Genomic DNA, 18987 nt, shown 5'->3' on the forward strand with positions numbered 1-18987 from the left:
CGCCCCCCCCCCCCACTCGTCATGCCGTCGCCGTCACTGGTCGCGGTACATCTCCGCCACCAGGAAGGCCAGGTCCAGCGACTGGCTGCGGTTCAGCCGCGGGTCGCAGGCCGTCTCGTAGCGCTGGTGCAGGTCGTCGACGAAGATCTCGTCGCCGCCGCCCACGCACTCGGTGACGTCGTCACCGGTCAGCTCCACGTGGATGCCGCCCGGGTGGGTGCCGAGGGCCTTGTGGACCTCGAAGAAGCCCTTGACCTCGTCCAGCACGTCGTCGAAGCGACGGGTCTTGTGCCCCGAGGCCGCCTCGAAGGTGTTGCCGTGCATCGGGTCGCAGATCCACACGACCTGCGCACCGGAGGCGGTGACCTTCTCCACCAGGTCGGGCAGCTTCTCGCGGATCTTGTCCGCGCCCATCCGGGTGATGAAGGTCAGGCGGCCCGGCTCGCGGTTCGGGTCGAGCCGGTCGATCAGGGTGAGCGCGTCCTCCACGGTCGTCGTGGGGCCGAGCTTGACGCCGATCGGGTTGCGGATCCGGGACGCGAACTCGATGTGCGCGCCGTCCAGTTGGCGGGTGCGCTCGCCGATCCAGACCATGTGGCCCGAGACGTCGTAGAGGTTCCCGGTGCGGGAGTCGACGCGGGTCAGCGCCGACTCGTAGTCCAGGATCAGCGCCTCGTGCGAGGAGTAGAACTCCACGGTCCGGAACTCCTCCGGGTCCACCCCGCAGGCGTTCATGAAGTTCATCGCCCGGTCGATCTCGCGCGCCAGCGCCTCGTACCGCTGACCGGAGGGCGAGGACTTCACGAAGTCCTGGTTCCAGGCGTGCACCTGTCGCAGGTCGGCGTAGCCGCCGGTGGTGAAGGCGCGCACCAGGTTGAGGGTCGCGACGGAGGCGTTGTACATCCGCTTGAGCCGCTCCGGATCGGGGATCCGGGCCGCCTCGGTGAACTCGAAGCCGTTGACGGAGTCGCCGCGGTAGGTCGGCAGGGTCACCCCGTCGCGGGTCTCGGTCGGCTTGGAACGCGGCTTGCTGTACTGGCCGGCGATCCGACCGACCTTGACCACCGGGACGGACCCGGCGTAGGTCAGCACGGCGCCCATCTGGAGGAGCGTCTTGAGCTTGTTGCGGATGTGCTCGGCGGAGACGGCGTCGAAGGCCTCCGCGCAGTCGCCGCCCTGCAGCAGGAACGCCTCGCCTCGGGCGACCGCGCCCAGACGCTCGCGCAGCTGGTCGCACTCGCCCGCGAAGACGAGCGGCGGATAGGACTCGAGCTCCGCGATCACATCGCGCAGAGCCTCTTGGTCCGGCCAGTCAGGCTGCTGCGCCGCGGGCAGGTCTCGCCAGGTGTTGCCACCGGCGTGGGTTTCAGCGTTCACGGTCACATCCCCCACATTACGGGGTCCCGCAGGGGTGTCCGTCCGGCATCCGGACTGTGAGACGCGTCGTGGACAGGAGATCCGGTAGGGTGCGCGGCATGCAGACGCGACCGATCTTGAGCACGAACTGGTGGTGGACCGCCCGACCGGCGGCCCACTGATTCGCGTACGCATCCCACAGACCGCGAAGGCCGCCCGAGGGGCGGCCTTCGGTGTTCCCGCGGCCGTTCCCTCCGACCGGAAGTCCCCCGGAAGGAACCGCCATGCACCCCGAGCCCCAGACCCCGTCCGACGCCGCCGCGCTGGTCCGCCGGCTGCTCGACCCCGCCTGCCCGCCGTTCGCCCTGCTCCGCCGGCGCTCGCCCGGCCGGGACGGCCACACCGTCGAGGTGTTGATCGGCGAGGTGACCGAGGTCGGGCGACTGGCCGACATCCCGCTCGGCTCGGAGGTGCCGGACGCCCCGGTGACCGACGCGCTGGCGCTGATCCCGTTCCGGCAGATCCGCGAGCGCGGCTTCCGGGCGCACGACGACGGCACCCCGTTGGCCGTACTGCGCCCCACCGCCTGCCACGAGCTGCCGCTGGAGGAGCTGCTGGCCGCGCTCCCCACGCACGACGTGCGGGTGCGAAACGGCGCCTTCGACGTGGCCGACGCGGCGTACGCGGAGGTCGTCGACCGGGTGGTGCGCGAGGAGATCGGCACCGGCGAGGGCGCCAACTTCGTGATCCGCCGGACGTTCGAGGGCGAGATCGCGGACTTCTCGGCGGCCGACGCGCTGGCGCTGTTCCGGCGGCTGCTGGCCGGCGAGCGCGGGGCGTACTGGACGTTCGTGGTGCACCGGCCCGGGGTGCGCACGCTGGTCGGCGCCAGCCCGGAGGTGCACGTGCGGATGACCGGCGGCACCGTCGTGATGAACCCCATCAGCGGCACCTACCGCTACCCCGTGGAGGGGCCCACCGCGGCGGGCCTGCTGGCCTTCCTCGACGACCGCAAGGAGGTCGAGGAGCTGTCCATGGTGGTGGACGAGGAACTGAAGATGATGTGCACCGTCGGTGACCAGGGCGGGGTGGTGGTCGGCCCCCGCCTCAAGGAGATGGCGCACCTCGCGCACACCGAGTACGAACTGCGCGGCCGCTCCACCCTGGACGTGCGGGAGGTCCTCAAGGAGACGATGTTCGCGGCGACGGTCACCGGGTCGCCGGTGCAGAACGCCTGCCGGGTGATCGAGCGGCACGAGCCGGTCGGCCCGGACGGGCGCGGCCGCGGCTACTACGCGGGGGCGCTGGCGCTGATCGGCCGGGCCCCCGGTCCCGGCCGGGAGGCCGGCGCCGCGGCGCAGACGCTGGACTCCCCGATCCTGATCCGCACCGCGGACATCGCGGCCGACGGCCGGCTGCGGGTGCCGGTCGGCGCCACCCTGGTGCGCGCCTCCGACCCGCACGGCGAGGTCGCCGAGACGCACGCCAAGGCCGCCGGGGTGCTCACCGCGCTGGGGGTGCGACCGGCGCCCGCGCGGGCCGCGGCCGGGCCCGCGCCGCGGCTGGCCGACGACCCGCGGGTGCGGGCCGCGCTGGACGCCCGCCGCGCCGACCTGGCCCCGTTCTGGCTGCGGATGCAGACCACCGCGCCGGTCGCCGGACTGCACGGCCACGCCCTGGTCGTCGACGCCGAGGACACCTTCACCGCGATGCTGGCGCACCTGCTGCGCACCTCGGGGCTGACCGTCACGGTCCGCCGCTACGACGAGCCGGGGCTGCGGGCGACCGCCCTGGCGCACCGGGGGCCGGTGGTGCTGGGCCCCGGACCGGGCGACCCGTCCGACACCGGCGACCCCAAGATGCGCTTCCTGCGCGCGCTCACCGCGGAGCTGGTGGCGGGCCACCGCCACGGCCTGCTCGGGGTCTGCCTCGGCCACGAACTCCTCGCCGCGGAGCTGGGGTTGGAGATCGTCCGCAAGGACGTCCCGTTCCAGGGCGCCCAGGAGCGGATCGACTTCTTCGGCCGGACCGAGACGGTGGGCTTCTACAACACCTTCACGGCCCGCTGCGACGACCGGACCGCGGCCGAACTCGCCATGCACCGCGTCGAACTGAGCCGGGACGAGGCCACCGGCGAGGTGCACGCGCTGCGCGGCCCGGGCTTCGCCGGGGTGCAGTTCCACCCCGAGTCGGTACTGACCCTGGACGGCGCGGCGGTCACCGCACAGCTGCTGGCAGCTGTCCTCGTGTGACCAGCATGTGCCCGTTGGTGCGGCCGGCCAGATGGTCTTCCACGTTGGCCACCGTGGTCTCGACGATCTGGCCGACCGCCTCGCGGGTGAAGTACGCCTGGTGCGAGGTGACCAGGACGTTGGCGAAGGTCATCAGCCGGGCCAGGGTGTCGTCGCTGATGACGTCCAGGGACTTGTCGTAGAAGAACAGCCCGGCCTCCTCCTCGTAGACGTCCAGGCCGACGCCGGTGAGCCGGCCGGCCTTGAGCGCCGCGACCAGGGCGGCGGTGTCGATCAGCCCGCCGCGGCTGGAGTTCACCAGGATCGCGTCGTCCTTCATGGCGGCCAGCGCGGCGGCGTCCACCAGGTGCCGGGTGTCGTCGGTGAGCGGGACGTGCAGGCTGATCAGGTCGGCCTCGGCGAAGAGCCGTTCCCGGGGGACGTAGCGCATGCCCAGCGCCGCGCACTGCGGGTTCTCGACGAGGTCCCAGCCCAGCAGCTCCATCCCGAAGCCGTGGGCGATCCGGGCGAACGCGGCGCCGATCTTGCCGGTGCCGAGCACCCCGGCCGTCCGGCCGTGCAGATCGCGGCCCATCAGGCCGTCCAGCCGGAAGTCGAAGTTCCGGGTGCGGTTGGCGGCCGGCACCAGCCGCCGGTTCACCGCCAGCGCCAGCAGCCAGGCGAACTCCGCGACCGCGTACGGCGAGTACGCGGAGACCCGGCCGATGGTCAGGCCGAGGTCCGCCGCGGCCTGAAGGTCGATGTTGTTGAAGCCGGTGGAGCGCTGGGCGACCATCTTGGTGCCGCCGGCGGCGAGGGTCTGCAGCACCTCGGCGGTCAGCTCGTCGTTGACGCTGGTGGAGACGACCTCATAGCCGTGCGCGATGGGGGCGGTGTCGCGGTTGAGGAAGACGTCCAGGGCGCGGACCTGGTGGCGGCCGGCGAACGCCCGCTCCAGGATCGGCCGCTCGTCCGTCTGCACGCCGAAAGCGACGATCTCCACGTTCCCTCCCGGTTGTCCGTCGCCGATGGCCGTCGCGCGGCGGCACCCGCCGGCGGCGCCGCGCAGAAGCAATGGGCCGGATATGTCGCGTCATGGCGAATATACGACCCATTGCGTGGCGGTGCCGCCCGGAGGACGGGCGGCGCGGTTCAGCCGAAGAACACCCCGACCTCGGCGTAGAGCGCCGGATCGACGGTCTTCAGCTTGGCGGTCGCCTCGGAGAGCGGCACCCGGACGATGTCGGTGCCGCGCAGCGCGACCATCGTGCCGTAGTCGGCGTCCCGCACCGCGTCGATGGCGTGCAACCCGAAGCGGGTGGCCAGCCAGCGGTCGAAGGCGCTGGGGGTGCCGCCGCGCTGGGTGTGGCCGAGGACGGTGGTCCGGGCCTCCTTGCCGGTGCGCCCTTCGATCTCCTTGGCCAGCCACTCGCCCACGCCGGACAGCCGGACGTGCCCGAAGGAGTCGGTGCTGCCGTCCTTGAGGACCATCTCGCCGCCCTTGGGCATCGCCCCCTCGGCGACCACCACGATCGGCGCGTAGCTGGCCTTGAAGCGGGACTCGATCCAGCGGCAGACCTGGTCGACGTCGAAGCGCTGCTCGGGGATGAGGATGACGTTGGCGCCGCCGGCCAGGCCGGAGTGGAGCGCGATCCAGCCGGCGTGCCGGCCCATCACCTCGACGACCAGCACCCGCATGTGGGACTCGGCGGTGGTGTGCAGCCGGTCGATGGCCTCGGTGGCGACCCCGACCGCGGTGTCGAAACCGAAGGTGTAGTCGGTGGCCGACAGGTCGTTGTCGATGGTCTTGGGCACGCCCACGCAGGGAATGCCGTACTCCGTGAAGAGCCGGGAGGCGACGCCGAGGGTGTCCTCGCCGCCGATCGCCACCAGCGCCTCGACCTCGTGCTTGGCGAGCGTCTCCTTGATCCGGCGGACCCCGTCCTGCTCCTTGAAGGGGTTGGTCCGCGACGAGCCGAGGATGGTGCCGCCGCGCGGCAGGATGCCGCGCACCGCCGGGATGTCCAGCCGCACACTGCGGCCCTCCAACGGGCCCCGCCAGCCGTCCCGGAAACCGACGAAGTCGTATCCGTACTCCTGGGTGCCCTTGCGGACGATGCCCCTGATCACCGCGTTCAGACCCGGGCAGTCGCCGCCGCCGGTCAGTACTCCGACCCGCATCGCTTCACCTTCATCCCGTCCGTGGCCGCGTAACGGCCGTGCGTGAGCGTAACGCCGGTCACGCTAATGGTGACCTGGGTCACTCCGGGATGGGGTGCGCACCGATCCCCGTCCCCCGCACGGGAGTTGACGCTCGGCCTTCACCCGTACGAGCGGACGGGCAGGGCGCCGACGGGACGGCGGACGGCGTCAGGCGCCGTCCAGGCCGCGCTCGATCGCGTACCGCACCAGCTCGACGCGGTTGTGCAACTGAAGCTTGCCGAGGGTGTTCTGGACGTGGTTCTGCACCGTGCGGTGCGAGATGACCAGCCGCTCGGCGATCTGCTTGTACGAAAGGCCCTTGGCGACCAGGCGCAGCACCTCGGTCTCGCGCTCCGTCAGCCGGGGGGCGCCGGGCTCGTCGGCGGTCGCCGGGGCCGGTTCGGTCGCCAGCCGGCGGTACTCGCCGAGGACCAGTCCGGCCAGGCCCGGGGTGAACACCGGCTCGCCGGCGGCGGTGCGCCGCACCGCGTCGAGCAGCTCCTCGGTGCTGGCCGACTTCAACAGGTAGCCGGTGGCACCGGACTTCACGGCCTCCAGGACGTCGGCGTGCTCGCCGCTCGCGGAGAGCACCAGCACCCGCGGCGACGCGTCCGCGCCGACCACCTGCCGGCACACCTGCACGCCGGGCAGGCCCGGCAGGTTGAGGTCCAGCACCAGCACGTCGGGCGCCACGGCCTGGGCCCGGCGCACCGCCTGGAGTCCGTCCCCGGCCGTCGCCACCACGTCGAACCCGGCCTCCGTCAGGTCCCGGGCGACCGCGTCCCGCCACATCGGGTGGTCGTCGACCACCATCACCCGCAGGCCCGTCCCGTCACTCACGCGCGCGCTCTCCCCCGTCGTCCGCCCTCGGGCGCGGTGCCCTTGGGAACCTTCAGCTCCACTTCGGTGCCCTGGCCGGGCACCGAGATCCACTCAGCGCCGCCGCCCAACTCCCGCAGCCGGCCGCGGATCGACAGCGCCACCCCCAGGCGCCCCTCGCGCTCGGCCGCGGCCAACCGGCCCTCGGGGATGCCGGGGCCCTCGTCGCGCACCGTCACGAGCACCGCGTCCGGTTCGTCCTCCACCAGGATCCACGCGCGGGCATCGGCCCCCACGTGCACCCGCACATTGTCCAGTGCCGCACCGACGGCGGCGACCAGCTCCGCCGCGGCGGCGGCCGGCAACACGACCGGGGAGCACGGTCCGGAGAGCGTCACCCCCGCGCCGACGTGCGGGGCGAGCAGCGCCATCAGGTCGCAGGGGCCGGCGGGCAGCGGCGGGTCGGATTCCGCATCCGTCGGGCCGGCCACGGCGGCGCCGTCGGTCGCGGCGGCCGGCGCGGCCCGCTGCCGGGGCACCAGCCCGCCGGCGACCAGCGTGCGCAGCGCCACCTCCTGCTCGCCCGCCATCCGGCCCAGTTCGGCGGCCTCGCCGCCGATCGCGGTGCCGCGCCGCTGCACCATGGCCAGCACTTGGAGCACGCTGTCGTGGATGTCGCGGGCCAGCCGCTCCCGTTCGCGGGTGGCGGCCTCGATCTGGAGGGCGCGGGCCAGGGTCCGCTCACTGGCCCGGGCCACCTCGACCACGTAGCCGATGGCGACGCTGGCCACCCACACCAGCACCACGTTGTGGACGGTGTCCCGGGCCAGCTCCTGGCGCTCGACGAGGTTGGCCACGGCCACGATGGTGGAGGCCACCGCGGCCCACCGCCAGCCGCCCTTGATGGCGAAGCCCAGGACGGCGCCGGCGGTCCAGATGGACGGCAGCGTCGCGGCGCCGTCCATGATCCGCGCCTGGGTGTCGATCACGGAGGTGAGCAGAATGCCGCCGACCGCGACGCCGAGGTCGGCCACCAGGAACCGCCGGGTGCAGCGCTCGGCGGACGCGGTGCGACGCCAGGTCACCGCCGTCCAGGCGGTGAGCGCGACCATGTAGGCGGCGGCGCCCAGCGGATGCGCGTAGTGCGGAGAGGCGACCACGAACAGGCCCAGCACGTAGACCAGGGTCAGGATCCGGTAGCCGGTGAGCGCCCGCCACAGCGGCAGCTCGACCGACATCCGCATCGCCTTCTGCCGCCCGCCGGGCGACGCGCCCCGGCCCTCGCGGGCCGCACCGTCAGTGCCGTCCGTGCCGTCAGCGGTTCGTGCGTCGTCTCTGTCGGCATCCGTCATGCCGGCCCCCCACCCCTCACCGGGGATCGCCGCCCCGGTCTCGGCTCGTCCGTCGCGTCCGGCGGTGCCCCGACCGGCCGGAGCCGGCCCGCGCCGGCCCGCGCCGTCCTACGCCTCTGCCTTCTTCTGCGCCTCCGCGGCCTTGGCCGCCTCGGCGATCTGCCGCTTGGCCGCGGTCGCGTAGATGTCGACGTACTCCTGGCCCGAGAGCTTCATGATCTCGTACATCACCTCGTCGGTGATCGAGCGCAGGATGTAGCGGTCGCCCTCCATGCCCTGGTAGCGGCTGAAGTCCAGCGGCTTGCCGATGCGGATACCGGGCCGGACCATCTTCGGCAGGACCTTGCCGGGCGGCTGCACCTTCTCGGTGTCGATCATCGCCACCGGGATGACCGGGGCGCCGGTGGCCAGCGCCACCCGTGCCAGGCCGCCCGGCTTGCCGCGGTAGAGCCGGCCGTCCGGGGAGCGGGTGCCCTCCGGGTAGATGCCGAACAGCTCGCCGCGCTCCAGCACCTCGATGCCGCTCTTGATCGCCGCCTCGCCCGCGCCGCGGGCGCCCGAGCGGTCGACCGGGAGCTGCCCGACGCCCTTGAAGAACGCCGCGGTCAACTTGCCCTTCACGCCCGGGGAGGTGAAGTACTCGGCCTTCGCGATGAAGGTGACCTTGCGGTCCAGCACCGCGGGCAGGAAGAAGGAGTCCGAGAAGGACAGGTGGTTGCTCGCGAGGATCGCCGGGCCCTCGGCGGGAACGTTCTCGATGCCTTCCACCCAGGGACGGAACGCGAGCCTCAGCGGACCGCCGATGGAAAACTTCATTGCGCCGTAGATCAACCGACTGCCTCCTGTGTCTGACGCACTGACCTTAACCCCCGTGCGGCACGCCGGGGGCCGCGGCGGGGCACGAGACCGCGCGCGGGCCCGCCGCGGGCCGCGCACGGGTCCGGTCCGCGACGGCGCGCGCCCCCGCGCCGGTCCGCCGTCCCGCCGACCCGGCGCCCCGGACGGCCGCGGCCCTACCCCGCCGCGGTCACTTTGCGTACCCTGAAGTAACTCGCCAGCCAACTCACCGATCGGAGTCCCCCGGTGCCGCTCCTCCCCGGAGCCGAGCCGTTCCGCCGTGACGGCGGAGACGTCGGCGTCCTCGTCTGCCACGGCTTCACCGGCTCCCCGCAGTCCGTCCGCCCCTGGGCCGAGCACCTCGCCGACCGGGGCCTGAGCGTCTCCGTTCCCCTGCTGCCCGGCCACGGCACGCGCTGGGAGGACATGCAGCTCACCACCTGGCAGGACTGGTACGCCGAAGTCGACCGCGAACTGCGCGCGCTGGCCGAGCGCTGCACCAAGGTCTTCGTCTGCGGCCTGTCCATGGGCGGCGCGCTGGCGCTGCGGCTGGCCGCCCGGCACGGCGACGCGATCAGCGGCGTGGCCGTGGTCAACCCCGGCAACAAGGTCCACGACGCCGCCGCGCCGCTGCTGCCCGTGCTCCGGCACGTCGTCCGCTCGACCAAGGGCATCGCCAGCGACATCGCCAGGCCCGGTGCCGTCGAGGTGGGCTACGACCGGGTGCCGCTGCACGCCGCGCACTCGCTGCGGCGGTTCTTCCAGCTGGTCGACGACGAACTCCCGCGCGTCACGCAGCCGTTGCTGGTGCTGACCAGCCGGCAGGACCACGTCGTCCCGCCCGTCGACTCCGAGCGGATCCTCAGCCGGGTCTCGTCCACCGACGTGCGGCAGGTGCCGCTGGAGCGCAGCTACCACGTCGCCACACTCGACCACGACGCCCCGCTGATCTTCGAGGACAGCTACGCCTTCATCACCCGGCTCGCCCCGGAGGCCCGACCGGACGCGGTCCAGGAGGGAACGGCGGCCAGTGGCGGAGCGTAGCCCCCGCGACCCCCGGGACCCGCTCGACGAGGAAGCCGCGTGGGCCGAGATCGTCGCGGGCTACGGCGAGCGGCCGGAGTTCCCGTCCACCGCCGACCGGCCGGACCGGGCCCCGGCACCCGACGGCGCGGCGGCCGACGGCGCGCGCACGGACGGCACCGCGCAGGACGGCGCGGTGAAGGACGGCCCGCGGACGGACGGCACGGCGGAGGACGGTGCGGCGAAGGACGGTGACGCCCCGGACTCCGGCGCGCCCGGGCCGGCCGACGCCGTGCCCGGCGACGGCTCCCCGGCGCGCCCCGGCAGCTTCGTGGTCTTCGCACCCGGTGTGGGGCCGCGCAACTGGACCCCCGCCGAGCCCTCCGACGACGACTTCGACGAGACCGACGAGGGCCATTTCACGCCGCCCGAGCCGCCACCGCTGCCGAGCGCCGACACCACCGCCAAGTTCGCCTGGATCGCGGTGCTCGGCGGCCCGTTGCTGCTGCTCGTCATGGTCATCCTCCAGCAGCCGGTCACGTGGTGGATCACGGTGCTGGGGATCGGCGGCTTCGTGGGCGGACTGGGCACCCTCTTCGCCCGGATGGGCAACGACCGGGAGGACGGCGAGGAGCCGCCGGGCGGCGGCGCGGTGGTCTAGGCGTGGCGGCCGGCGGTCAGCCGTCGGCCGGCACCCGCAGTGCGCTGAGGACGGGCAGGTGGTCCGAAGCCGCCCGCAGGTCCTCCGGGCGCACGCCCGGCAGCCCCTGCGGCACCCCGCAGCCGAGGAACTCCACACCACCCGTGCCGAACACCGCGTCGATCCGCTGCCGCGGCCGGTGCGGCGTGGAGGTGAACTCGCCGCCCCACGGGGCGACCGCCCAGCCGTCGTCGAGGGTCGCGGCGATCCGGCGGAAACTGCGGCCGTCCGGCCGGTCGTTGAGGTCACCGCCGACCACCGTGTGCGGCACGCCCAGGGCCGCGACCCGCTCCAACAGCAGCCCGGCCTGACCGTAGCGCTCCCGCGGGTCGAGGCTGAGGTGGCAGCTGACCACGCCGAGGCGGGCCGAGGCGAAGCGCAGCACGGCGGTGGCCAGCCCGCGCTGGTGCAGCCCGGGGGTGCGGGGCAGCAGGACGTCCTCGGTCCGCTCCACGTGGGCGCGGAGGTGGGCGAGGACCAGCGGGCCGGCGGTGGTGGCACCGCCGGTGACGTACACCAGGCCGCTGGCGCGGGCGAGGCGCTCGGCGGCCTTGCGCCAGCGGAAGAACCGCGGCGCCTCCTGGACGAGGACGAGATCGGGGGCGCAGGCCCGGATGACCCGGGCCAGCGCCGCCTGATCGTCGCGCATCGAGCGGATGTTGTAGCTGAGCACCCGGACGACCGCGGAGCCGTCCGCCTCGGTGGCGGAGGCCGGGAGTCCGGTGGTCGCCGCGCCGGGGCCGCCGGCCGGGACCACGGTGTCGGACACGGGTCGTCCCGCGCGCTCGGCCGCCATCCGCGTCAGCCCTGGCGCGCCAGGTCGGCCGCGCCGACCAGTCCGGCCTCGCCGCCGAGTTGGGCGGCGAGCACCTGGGCGTGCGGGCGCCACTGACTGCCGACCAGCCAGCGGCGGAACGACTTGCGGATCGGGTCGAGGACCAGCTCGCCCTCGTCCGAGACCCCGCCGCCGACGATGAACGCGGACGGGTCGAAGAGCGAGGCCAGGTCGGCGAGGCCGGCGCCGGCCCAGCGGGCCAGTTCGCGGAACGAGTCGACGGCGACCGGGTCGCCCTGGCGGGCCGCCGCGCTGATGTGCTTGCCCTGGATGCCCTCGGGGGTGCCGTCGCCGAGCGCGAGCAGCGCCGCGGCGTTCTCGGGGGTGGCGAAGGCGCGCTGTCGGGCGTAGCGCAGCAGGGCGCGGCCGGAGGCGTACTGCTCCCAACAGCCCTGGCTGCCGCAGCCGCACAGCAGACCGTCCGGGACGACCCGGATGTGGCCGAACTCGGCGGCGACGCCGAACCGGCCGCGGCGCAGCTTGTTGCCGATGATGATGCCGCCGCCCAGGCCGGTGCCGAGGGTGATGCAGATGACGTCGCTGTGGCCCTGGCCGGCGCCGAAGCGGTACTCGCCCCAGGCCGCGGCGTTGGCGTCGTTCTCGACCACGACGGGCAGGCCGACGCGCTGCTCGACCTTGTCCTTGAGCGGCTCGTGGCGCCAGTCGATGTTCGGGGCGAAGAGGACCGTGGCCCGCTTCTCGTCGACGTAGCCGGCGGCGCCGATGCCGACGGCCTCGATGTGGTGGCCGGCGCCGACCGTGCGGACGGCGTCCGCGATCGCCTCGGTCAGCGCGTCGGTGGCCCGCGGGGTCGGCACCTTGCACGTTTCGAGGATCGACCCCTCTTCGTCTACCACGCCGGCCGCGATCTTCGTGCCGCCGATGTCGACGCCGATGGTGAGTCCCATGTGTCCCTCAGTTTCCGCTCGAACCCCGCCGAGATCCACCGTACCGGAGGCGGGGGCGGCGTTCCCGCCGCTCACGGCGGCGGAGGTGGGGTCGTTCCCCCGCCGGGCGGCGGCGGGCGGGGATCAGTCGAGGTCGATCCGCTCGGGGCCGGCGGGACCGTCGTCGCGCGGGTCGCCGGACGGGCCCTGGGCCTGGTCGTCGGCGGTGGCGTCGCGGGTCCAGCGGGTCTCGCTGCCCTCCACCACCGAGCGGTAGGCGGCGAGGAGTTCGGAGCCGGCCGCCGCGAGGTGGTCGAAGACGTCGGGGTTGCGCTCGATGACCGGCTCGACGGCGGCCTTGGCCTGCTTCAGCAGTTGGTTCACCGCGCTGCTGGCGGCCATCCCGCCCAGCGCACCGGGCAGCTGGATGGTGGAGAGCCGGTCGGTCACCGCCTCGGCGAGCCGGCGCAGTTCCTCGGCGGCGCTGCCCGGCTGGGGGCCGTACTCGGTCCGGCGGCGGGACTGCTCCGCGGCGAGGTCCTCGGCGCAGGCCGTCTCCCAGGCGTCGGCGTCGGGCTCGACGCGGCGGTCGGCGGGGCGCTCGGTGGCATCACTCATGGCGGACTCCGTGGACTCCTGCGGGCGGTACGGACCGGACGGTGCCGCCGCGCGGTGCCGCCCGGCGCGGCGGCCGGACACCTGCACGGCGGTGGCGTCCTACGTCTTACGACGTTACCCGAACGGGGGTGTCCGGATCAGTCGCTCGGCGCGGTCCTCGGCCACAGTCCCGGATCCGGGGTGAAGCGGATCTCCAGGGCGCCGTCGCGCAGTGCGGCGCCGGAGACGGTGCAGCGGCGCAGCGCCGAGGGCAGGGTGCGGATCCGCCGGAAGCGGCCGACGGTCACCACGATCTCGTCGCCGCGACGCACCAGCCCGAGGCCGTCCCGTTGGGCACCGGGCAGCGGCACCCGCCAGACGAGGATGCCGTCGGACGCCAGGTGGTCCTCGACGGTCCAGGGGTCGTCGGCGGGCGGTTGCGGTGCGGTCAGCACGGCGGCGGGGCCGTCGAGCAGCGCGCCGAGTTCGTCGATGCCCTGGGGGTCGCGGCCCAGGTGCGCCACCTCGTGCACGGGGAGGTCGGGGCAGTCCGCGCGCAGCGCCTTCAGGGCGGCCTGTTGGCTGCCGGAGAGCCCGGCCAGGAAGGGGTCGGCGGAGCCGGTCGGCAGCAGCCGGTTGACCAGCACGGCGTCGGTGCGGCGGCCGTGCAGGGCGAGGCCGGCGCGCAGGGTGCGCAAGGAGGCGCCCGCGACGGGTCCGGCGTCGGTGACCAGCAGCACGGAGGTGTCGGGGGCGTCCACCGCCCGCTGGACGGCGGCGAGTTCGCGCTCCCAGCCCTCGGCGGCCTCGTACAGCTTCTGGGCCGGCATGGGGACGCCGGCGAGTTGGGCGAGCACCGGGCGCAGCGCGCGGGCCGCCTGGCGCTCGGGCGGCAGCAGGCGGCGCAGGTAGCGGCGGACCTGGGCGGGCAGGGCGAGCAACCGGATCGTTTCGGCAGCCGGTGGCATGTCGACGACCAGCAGGTCCCAGGTGTCCGCGGCGTGTGCGGCGCGCAGCGCGTGCAGGAGCGCGAAGGACTCGGAGCCGGGGAGTTCGGTGAGTTCGTCCTCGTCGAGGGGGGTCGCACCGAGCAGGTCGAAGGCGGCGCCGGCGCGCTCCTGGAAGGCGAGGAACTCCTGGCGGAACCGGTCGGCGGGGTCGATCCGGCGAACGTGCAGGCCGGGGGCCGCGGCTATCGCGGAGGGTTGGGCGACGCCGGGGCGGACGCCGAGGACCGCCTCCGGGGCGCTGCCCTGGGTCGTGAGCAGCAGGGTCCGGGCGCCCTGCCGGGCACCGGCCAGGGCGGTCGCGGCGGCGAGCGTGGTGCGGCCCGCGCCGCCGGGGCCGGTGACGAGGACGGTGCGCACGGTCAGTGCTTCTCGGCCTCGTCGGAGGGGGTGCCCGCGGCGCCGGACGCCGTGGGGCCGCCCTCGACCCGCTTCTTCAACCCGGCCAGTGCCCGGTCGATGATGACCTTCTCGGCCTTGCGCTTGATCATCCCGAGCATCGGGATCTTCACGTCGACGGTGAGCTGGTAGGTGACCTCGGTGCGGACGCCGCCGTCCAGCGAGGCGAGCCGGTACGAGCCGTCCAGGACGCGCAGCATCTGCGACTTGACCAGCGACCAGCTGACCTCGTCCTCGCCGGTCCAGGTGTAGGCGAGGGTGTGGTCGTCCTTGATGGCGCCGGCGTCCAGCACCAGGCGCACCTTCTCCGCGCGGCCGCGGTCGTCGGTGGCCAGGATCTCGGCCTCCTTGACCTCTCCGGTCCACTCCGGATAGCGGGCGAAGTCGGCGATCACTCCCATCACCTCGGCCGGTGCCGCCTCGATCGTGATGTTCGAGCTGGTGTGTTCGGCCATCGCCGTGACTCCTCCATGCCGATTCGTGCCGGTCCGCCGACCCTTCCCCAGCTCGCCACTTCGGTGGCGCGGGGGAGACCCCATGACGCGGTGTCTGTGCTGCTGAAGGCTACCGCGCGGGGGAACCCGGACCGACACCAGCGGGCCCGCCGGACGGCCCGGCCGTCCGGCGGTCGCCGGCCTCACCACTCCAGCACGTAGGGCCGGCCGGTCGCGTTGAAGTGCCCGACATTGACGCATTCCGTGCCGCCGATCCGGACCCGGCGGACCAGCGGCTGGTGGACGTGTCCGAAGAGGGCGTAGCGCGGCCGGGTGGTGCGGATGGCGTGCAGCAGGGCGGCGCTGCCCCGTTCGAAGCGGCGGGCGACGGTGTCGTAGCAGAGGTCGGGGACGTCCGGCGGGATGTGGCTGCACAGCACGTCCACGTCGCCGAGCGCCTCGACCTTGGCGGCGTACTCGTCGTCGCTGATCTCGTACGGCGTCTTCATCGGGGTGGTCAGGCCGCCGCCGACGAAGCCGAAGACCCGGCCGCCGATCTCGATCCGCTGTCCGTCGAGGACGGTGGTGCCGGCCCCGGCGTACTCGGGCCACAGCCGCGGCATGTCGACGTTGCCGTAGGTGGCGTAGGTGGGCGTGGGGAAGGCGGCGAAGAGGTCGGCGTACTGGCGCCGGACCGCGGCCTCGATGACCGCCTCCCGGCTGACGCCGGTGCGGTCGAGCTCGGCCCAGAGCCGGCGGCCCAGCGCGCGGGCCTCGTCGTAGCGGCGGGCGGTGCGCAGTTCGACGAGGGCGTCGGCGTTGGCGACGCCGAAGAGGTCGGGGAAGATGCCGCGCGAGTGGTCCGCGTAATCGAGGAAGAGGACGAGGTCGCCGAGGCAGACCAGGGCGTCGGCCCCGTCCCCGGCCGCCGCCAGGTCCCGGCTGTTGCCATGGACGTCACTGACCACATGCACGCGCATGGCGTCACCCTAGATCGCTGCGGGCGGCGGCGGGAGGCCCGTTGGTTACTTTCGGGTCACCTCGGCGCTGGTCTAGTCTGCGCGTGCAGTCCCCATGACGTGTCCGCAGCATGTGACGCATCGAACATCTGGCCGCAACCCCCTATCCCAATAGCAATACCGATGGGTAACGTCCGGCCCGTCCAATCCCCCCGCATGATCATGGACCGCAGCCGGTGCGCACACAGCGTCGTGGTGCCGGCGCTTTCGAGGAGCAGCAGTCTTGCGCGAGTTCAGCCTTCCGGCCCTGTACGAGGTCCCCGCGGACGGCAATCTGACGGACCTGATCCGCCGCAACGCCGCCCAGTACCCGGACGTCGCGGTCCTGGGACGGAAGGTGAACGGCACCTGGCAGGACGTCACCGCCGCGACCTTCCTCGCCGAGGTCCGGGCCGCCGCCAAGGGGCTGATGGCCGCCGGGATCCAGCCGGGCGACCGGGTCGGTCTGGTGTCGCGCACCCGTTACGAGTGGACGCTGCTGGACTTCGCCATCTGGAGCGCGGGCGCGATCACCGTCCCCGTCTACGAGACCAGCTCCGCCGAGCAGATCCAGTGGATCCTCGGCGACTCCGGCGCGGTGGCCGTCCTGGTGGAGAGCCCCGCCCACGAGGCGACGGTGGAGTCGGTCCGCGACCGGCTGCCGGACCTGGCGAACATCTGGCAGATCGAGCGGGACGCGATCGCCCGGCTGCGCGCGGCCGGTGACGACATCTCCGACAAGGAGGTCGACGAGCGCAGCGCGCTGGCCGACGCGGACTCCCCCGCCACCATCGTCTACACCTCCGGCACCACCGGCCGCCCCAAGGGCTGCGTGCTCAGCCACCGCAGCTTCTTCGCCGAGTGCGGCAACGTCGTCGAGCGACTGCGCCCGCTGTTCCGCACCGGCGACTCCTCGGTCCTGCTCTTCCTGCCGGTGGCGCACGTCTTCGGCCGGCTGGTGGAGGTCGCCTCGGTGATGGCGCCCATCAAGCTGGGCCACGCGCCGGACATCAAGAACCTCACCGACGACCTGGCCTCCTTCCGGCCGACGATGATCCTGGGCGTCCCCCGGGTCTTCGAGAAGGTCTACAACTCCGCGCGGGCCAAGGCGCAGGCCGACGGCAAGGGCAAGATCTTCGACAAGGCGGCGGAGACCGCGATCGCCTACAGCCGGGCGCTCGACGCCCCCGGCGGGCCGTCCCTCGGGCTGAAGCTCAAGTACAAGGTCTTCGACCGGCTGGTCTACGGCAAGCTGCGGGCGGTGCTCGGCGGCCGGGCCACGCACGCCATCTCCGGCGGCGCCCCGCTCGGCGAGCGGCTCGGCCACTTCTACCGCGGCATCGGCTTCACCGTTCTGGAGGGCTACGGCCTGACCGAGTCCTGTGCGGCCACCGCGTTCAACCCCTGGGACCGGCAGAAGATCGGCACGGTCGGGCAGCCGCTGCCCGGCTCGGTGGTCCGGATCGCCGACGACGGCGAGGTGCTGCTGCACGGCGAGCACCTGTTCACGGAGTACTGGAACAACCCGACGGCCACCGCGGAGGCGCTCTCCGACGGCTGGTTCCACACCGGTGACCTCGGCACCCTCGACGAGGACGGCTACCTCGCCATCACCGGCCGCAAGAAGGAGATACTCGTCACCGCGGGCGGCAAGAACGTCGCGCCCGCCGTCATCGAGGACCGGATCCGCGCGCACGCGCTGATCGCGGAGTGCATGGTGGTCGGCGACGGCCGTCCGTTCATCGGCGCGCTGATCACCCTCGACGAGGAGTTCCTGCCCCGCTGGGCCGAGGAGCACGGCCACCCGGCCGACGTGACGCCCGCCCGGCTCGCCACCGATCCCGAGCTGTTGGCCGCCGTCCAGCGCGCGGTCGACGACGGCAACGCGGCGGTCTCCAAGGCCGAATCGGTCCGCAAGTTCCGCATCCTGCCGACCCAGTTCACCGAGGAGTCGGGGCACGTGACGCCGTCGCTGAAGCTCAAGCGGAACGTGGTCGCCAAGGACTTCGCCGAGGAGATCGAGGCGCTCTACCGCGGCTGACGGCGCACCCGCCGACCGGTGCCCCGCACCCCCTGGCAGGGGTGCGGGGCACCGTGCTCGCGGCCCGGGGGACGAACGCGGCGCACGGGGCCTACAGCAGCTCCCGCAGCCGCTCCGCCAACAGGTCCCAGCGCCACTTCTCCTCCACCCAGGCGCGGCCCCGCGCGCCCATGGTGCGGCGCAGCTCGGGATCCTTGAGCAGGGCGACGATGCGCTCCGCGGCGGCCGTCGGGGCCCCCCCGGGGACCACCCAGCCGGTCTCGCCGTCCAGTACCGCGTCGGGCGCACCGCCCGAATCCCCGGCCACCACCGGCAGTCCGGTCGCCGACGCCTCCAGGTAGACGATGCCCAGGCCCTCGACGTCCAGCCCACCGCGGCGGGTGCGGCAGGGCATCGCGAAGACGTCGCCGGCGCCGTAGTGGGCGGGCAGTTCCTCCCACGGGACGGCACCGGTGAAGCGGACTGCGTCGGCGACGCCCTTCTCCATGGCCAGCGCGTGCAGGTGCTCCTCGTACGGCCCGCCGCCGACCACCAGCAGCACCGCGTCCGGCACCGCCGCCCGGATCGCCGGCATCGCCTCGATGAGGGTGTCCTGCCCCTTGCGCGGGACGAGCCGGGAGACGCAGACCACGACCGGGCGGTCGGCGAGCCCGAGCCGGGCCCGTACCGCCCCGCCGCCCGAACCCGGGTGGAAGGTCTTCTCGTCGACGCCGGGCGGCAGTTGGACCATCCGGGCGGCGGCGTCCGGGGTGAGCGCGGCGGCGATCCGCGAGCGGGTGTACTCGCCGAGGTAGGTCAGGGTGTCGGTGCCCTCGCCGATCCGGCGCAGCAGCTGCCGGGCCGCGGGCAGCTGCGCCCAGCCGGCCTCGTGGCCGTGGGTGGTCGCCACGATCCGGCGGGCGCCCGCCGCGCGCAGCGCCGGCCCCATCAGCCCCAGCGGCGCGGCGGCCCCGAACCACACCGAGGAGCAGTCGTGTTCGCGCAGCAGGGAGACCGCCCGCCGGGTCACCCGCGGTGTCGGCAACAGCATCGTGGTGGCGTCCCGGACCACCGGGAACGGCTGCTCGGCGTCGAACGCGGCGGTGGCCGCGCGGCCCTCCGCGCTCCGCTTCCAGGTGGAGGCGTAGACGACGACCCGGTCCGGGTCCAGCCGCAGCGCCATGCTGTGCAGGAACGCCTGGATTCCACCGGGCCGGGGCGGGAAGTCGTTGGTGACGATGAGGGTCTTGTGCACGGTGGTCTCTCGGCGCTCGGTGGTCTCTCGATGGG

The 18987-nt window shown here is 73.6% G+C and carries 17 protein-coding genes; 4 read left to right on the forward strand and 13 right to left on the reverse strand.

The window, feature by feature from the left end:
- Window positions 1-33: 33 nt before the first annotated feature.
- Window positions 34-1377, reverse strand: a complete 1344-nt coding sequence (locus ACJ6WD_RS39755) for a class II 3-deoxy-7-phosphoheptulonate synthase (protein WP_407617665.1) — start codon at window positions 1375-1377, stop codon at window positions 34-36.
- A gap of 263 nt (window positions 1378-1640) precedes the next feature.
- Between ACJ6WD_RS39755 and ACJ6WD_RS39760 the strand changes: the two genes are divergently transcribed.
- Window positions 1641-3608 carry an anthranilate synthase family protein gene (locus ACJ6WD_RS39760; RefSeq protein WP_407617666.1) on the forward strand — a complete coding sequence of 656 codons (1968 nt, stop codon included), beginning with the start codon at window positions 1641-1643 and terminating at the stop codon, window positions 3606-3608.
- On the opposite strand, the gene ACJ6WD_RS39765 is transcribed toward ACJ6WD_RS39760, so the two are convergent.
- From ACJ6WD_RS39765 to ACJ6WD_RS39785, 5 genes are all read right to left on the reverse strand, one after another.
- Entirely contained in the window at window positions 3574-4590 is a 1017-nt protein-coding gene (locus ACJ6WD_RS39765) for a 2-hydroxyacid dehydrogenase (RefSeq protein ID WP_376446719.1), read from the reverse strand. The two genes, ACJ6WD_RS39760 and ACJ6WD_RS39765, sit on opposite strands and share 35 nt — an antisense overlap.
- 149 nt (window positions 4591-4739) lie before the next feature.
- Window positions 4740-5768 (reverse strand): 6-phosphofructokinase, encoded by a 1029-nt coding sequence (locus tag ACJ6WD_RS39770; RefSeq protein ID WP_233661316.1) that lies wholly within the window; start codon window positions 5766-5768, stop codon window positions 4740-4742.
- Window positions 5769-5957: 189 nt separating this feature from the next.
- Window positions 5958-6602 carry a response regulator transcription factor gene (locus ACJ6WD_RS39775; protein WP_198602954.1) on the reverse strand — a complete coding sequence of 215 codons (645 nt, stop codon included), beginning with the start codon at window positions 6600-6602 and terminating at the stop codon, window positions 5958-5960.
- A gap of 23 nt (window positions 6603-6625) precedes the next feature.
- Window positions 6626-7960, reverse strand: a complete 1335-nt coding sequence (gene macS, locus ACJ6WD_RS39780; RefSeq protein ID WP_407617667.1) for a MacS family sensor histidine kinase — start codon at window positions 7958-7960, stop codon at window positions 6626-6628.
- Window positions 7961-8068: 108 nt separating this feature from the next.
- Window positions 8069-8776, reverse strand: a complete 708-nt coding sequence (locus ACJ6WD_RS39785) for a 1-acyl-sn-glycerol-3-phosphate acyltransferase (protein ID WP_020929482.1) — start codon at window positions 8774-8776, stop codon at window positions 8069-8071.
- 267 nt (window positions 8777-9043) lie between these two features.
- On the opposite strand from ACJ6WD_RS39785, the gene ACJ6WD_RS39790 reads away from it, so the two are divergent.
- Entirely contained in the window at window positions 9044-9841 is a 798-nt protein-coding gene (locus ACJ6WD_RS39790) for a carboxylesterase (RefSeq protein WP_233661318.1), read from the forward strand.
- Window positions 9828-10481 carry a hypothetical protein gene (locus tag ACJ6WD_RS39795; RefSeq protein WP_331248582.1) on the forward strand — a complete coding sequence of 218 codons (654 nt, stop codon included), beginning with the start codon at window positions 9828-9830 and terminating at the stop codon, window positions 10479-10481. The genes ACJ6WD_RS39790 and ACJ6WD_RS39795 overlap by 14 nt, the downstream gene beginning before the upstream one ends.
- 16 nt (window positions 10482-10497) lie before the next feature.
- On the opposite strand, the gene ACJ6WD_RS39800 is transcribed toward ACJ6WD_RS39795, so the two are convergent.
- The 6 genes from ACJ6WD_RS39800 to ACJ6WD_RS39825 form a co-directional block, all read right to left on the reverse strand.
- Window positions 10498-11289: an endonuclease/exonuclease/phosphatase family protein gene (locus ACJ6WD_RS39800; RefSeq protein WP_376446711.1), complete on the reverse strand. Its 792-nt coding sequence runs from the start codon at window positions 11287-11289 to the stop codon at window positions 10498-10500.
- A gap of 32 nt (window positions 11290-11321) precedes the next feature.
- Window positions 11322-12263, reverse strand: a complete 942-nt coding sequence (locus ACJ6WD_RS39805) for an ROK family glucokinase (RefSeq protein ID WP_016577205.1) — start codon at window positions 12261-12263, stop codon at window positions 11322-11324.
- 123 nt (window positions 12264-12386) lie between these two features.
- Entirely contained in the window at window positions 12387-12860 is a 474-nt protein-coding gene (locus ACJ6WD_RS39810) for a DUF5304 domain-containing protein (RefSeq protein WP_233661321.1), read from the reverse strand.
- Between the two features lie 137 nt (window positions 12861-12997).
- Window positions 12998-14206: an ArsA family ATPase gene (locus ACJ6WD_RS39815; RefSeq protein ID WP_407617668.1), complete on the reverse strand. Its 1209-nt coding sequence runs from the start codon at window positions 14204-14206 to the stop codon at window positions 12998-13000.
- A 2-nt stretch (window positions 14207-14208) separates the two neighbouring features.
- Window positions 14209-14700 (reverse strand): SRPBCC family protein, encoded by a 492-nt coding sequence (locus ACJ6WD_RS39820; RefSeq protein ID WP_016573911.1) that lies wholly within the window; start codon window positions 14698-14700, stop codon window positions 14209-14211.
- A 182-nt stretch (window positions 14701-14882) separates the two neighbouring features.
- Complete coding sequence (locus ACJ6WD_RS39825) at window positions 14883-15659, reverse strand: metallophosphoesterase (RefSeq protein WP_016573912.1); 777 nt, start codon at window positions 15657-15659, stop codon at window positions 14883-14885.
- A gap of 262 nt (window positions 15660-15921) precedes the next feature.
- On the opposite strand from ACJ6WD_RS39825, the gene ACJ6WD_RS39830 reads away from it, so the two are divergent.
- A complete protein-coding gene (locus tag ACJ6WD_RS39830) occupies window positions 15922-17718 on the forward strand; it encodes an AMP-dependent synthetase/ligase (protein WP_331248583.1) in 1797 nt (598 codons plus the stop codon).
- A gap of 91 nt (window positions 17719-17809) precedes the next feature.
- Here the strand turns inward: ACJ6WD_RS39830 and ACJ6WD_RS39835 are convergent, their stop codons facing one another.
- The gene (locus tag ACJ6WD_RS39835) at window positions 17810-18952 is read right to left on the reverse strand and encodes a glycosyltransferase family 4 protein (RefSeq protein ID WP_407617669.1); all 1143 of its coding nucleotides are present in this window, start codon (window positions 18950-18952) and stop codon (window positions 17810-17812) included.
- Window positions 18953-18987 lie beyond the last annotated feature (35 nt).

The sequence above is a fragment of the Streptomyces sp. VTCC 41912 genome, from assembly GCF_045799175.1.
In the GTDB taxonomy this organism is placed as follows: domain Bacteria; phylum Actinomycetota; class Actinomycetes; order Streptomycetales; family Streptomycetaceae; genus Streptomyces; species Streptomyces albulus_C.

What these genes read in the sequence shown, in the direction of transcription:
- ACJ6WD_RS39820 (WP_016573911.1), bottom strand. Translation starts at nt 14,700, where the DNA reads ATGGCCGAACACACCAGCTCGAACATCACGATCGAGGCGGCACCGGCC.
- ACJ6WD_RS39825 (WP_016573912.1), bottom strand. Translation starts at nt 15,659, where the DNA reads ATGCGCGTGCATGTGGTCAGTGACGTCCATGGCAACAGCCGGGACCTG.
- ACJ6WD_RS39810 (WP_233661321.1), bottom strand. Translation starts at nt 12,860, where the DNA reads ATGAGTGATGCCACCGAGCGCCCCGCCGACCGCCGCGTCGAGCCCGAC.
- ACJ6WD_RS39760 (WP_407617666.1), top strand. Translation starts at nt 1,641, where the DNA reads ATGCACCCCGAGCCCCAGACCCCGTCCGACGCCGCCGCGCTGGTCCGC.
- macS (WP_407617667.1), bottom strand. Translation starts at nt 7,960, where the DNA reads ATGACGGATGCCGACAGAGACGACGCACGAACCGCTGACGGCACGGAC.
- ACJ6WD_RS39770 (WP_233661316.1), bottom strand. Translation starts at nt 5,768, where the DNA reads ATGCGGGTCGGAGTACTGACCGGCGGCGGCGACTGCCCGGGTCTGAAC.
- ACJ6WD_RS39775 (WP_198602954.1), bottom strand. Translation starts at nt 6,602, where the DNA reads ATGGTGGTCGACGACCACCCGATGTGGCGGGACGCGGTCGCCCGGGAC.
- ACJ6WD_RS39805 (WP_016577205.1), bottom strand. Translation starts at nt 12,263, where the DNA reads ATGGGACTCACCATCGGCGTCGACATCGGCGGCACGAAGATCGCGGCC.
- ACJ6WD_RS39785 (WP_020929482.1), bottom strand. Translation starts at nt 8,776, where the DNA reads ATGAAGTTTTCCATCGGCGGTCCGCTGAGGCTCGCGTTCCGTCCCTGG.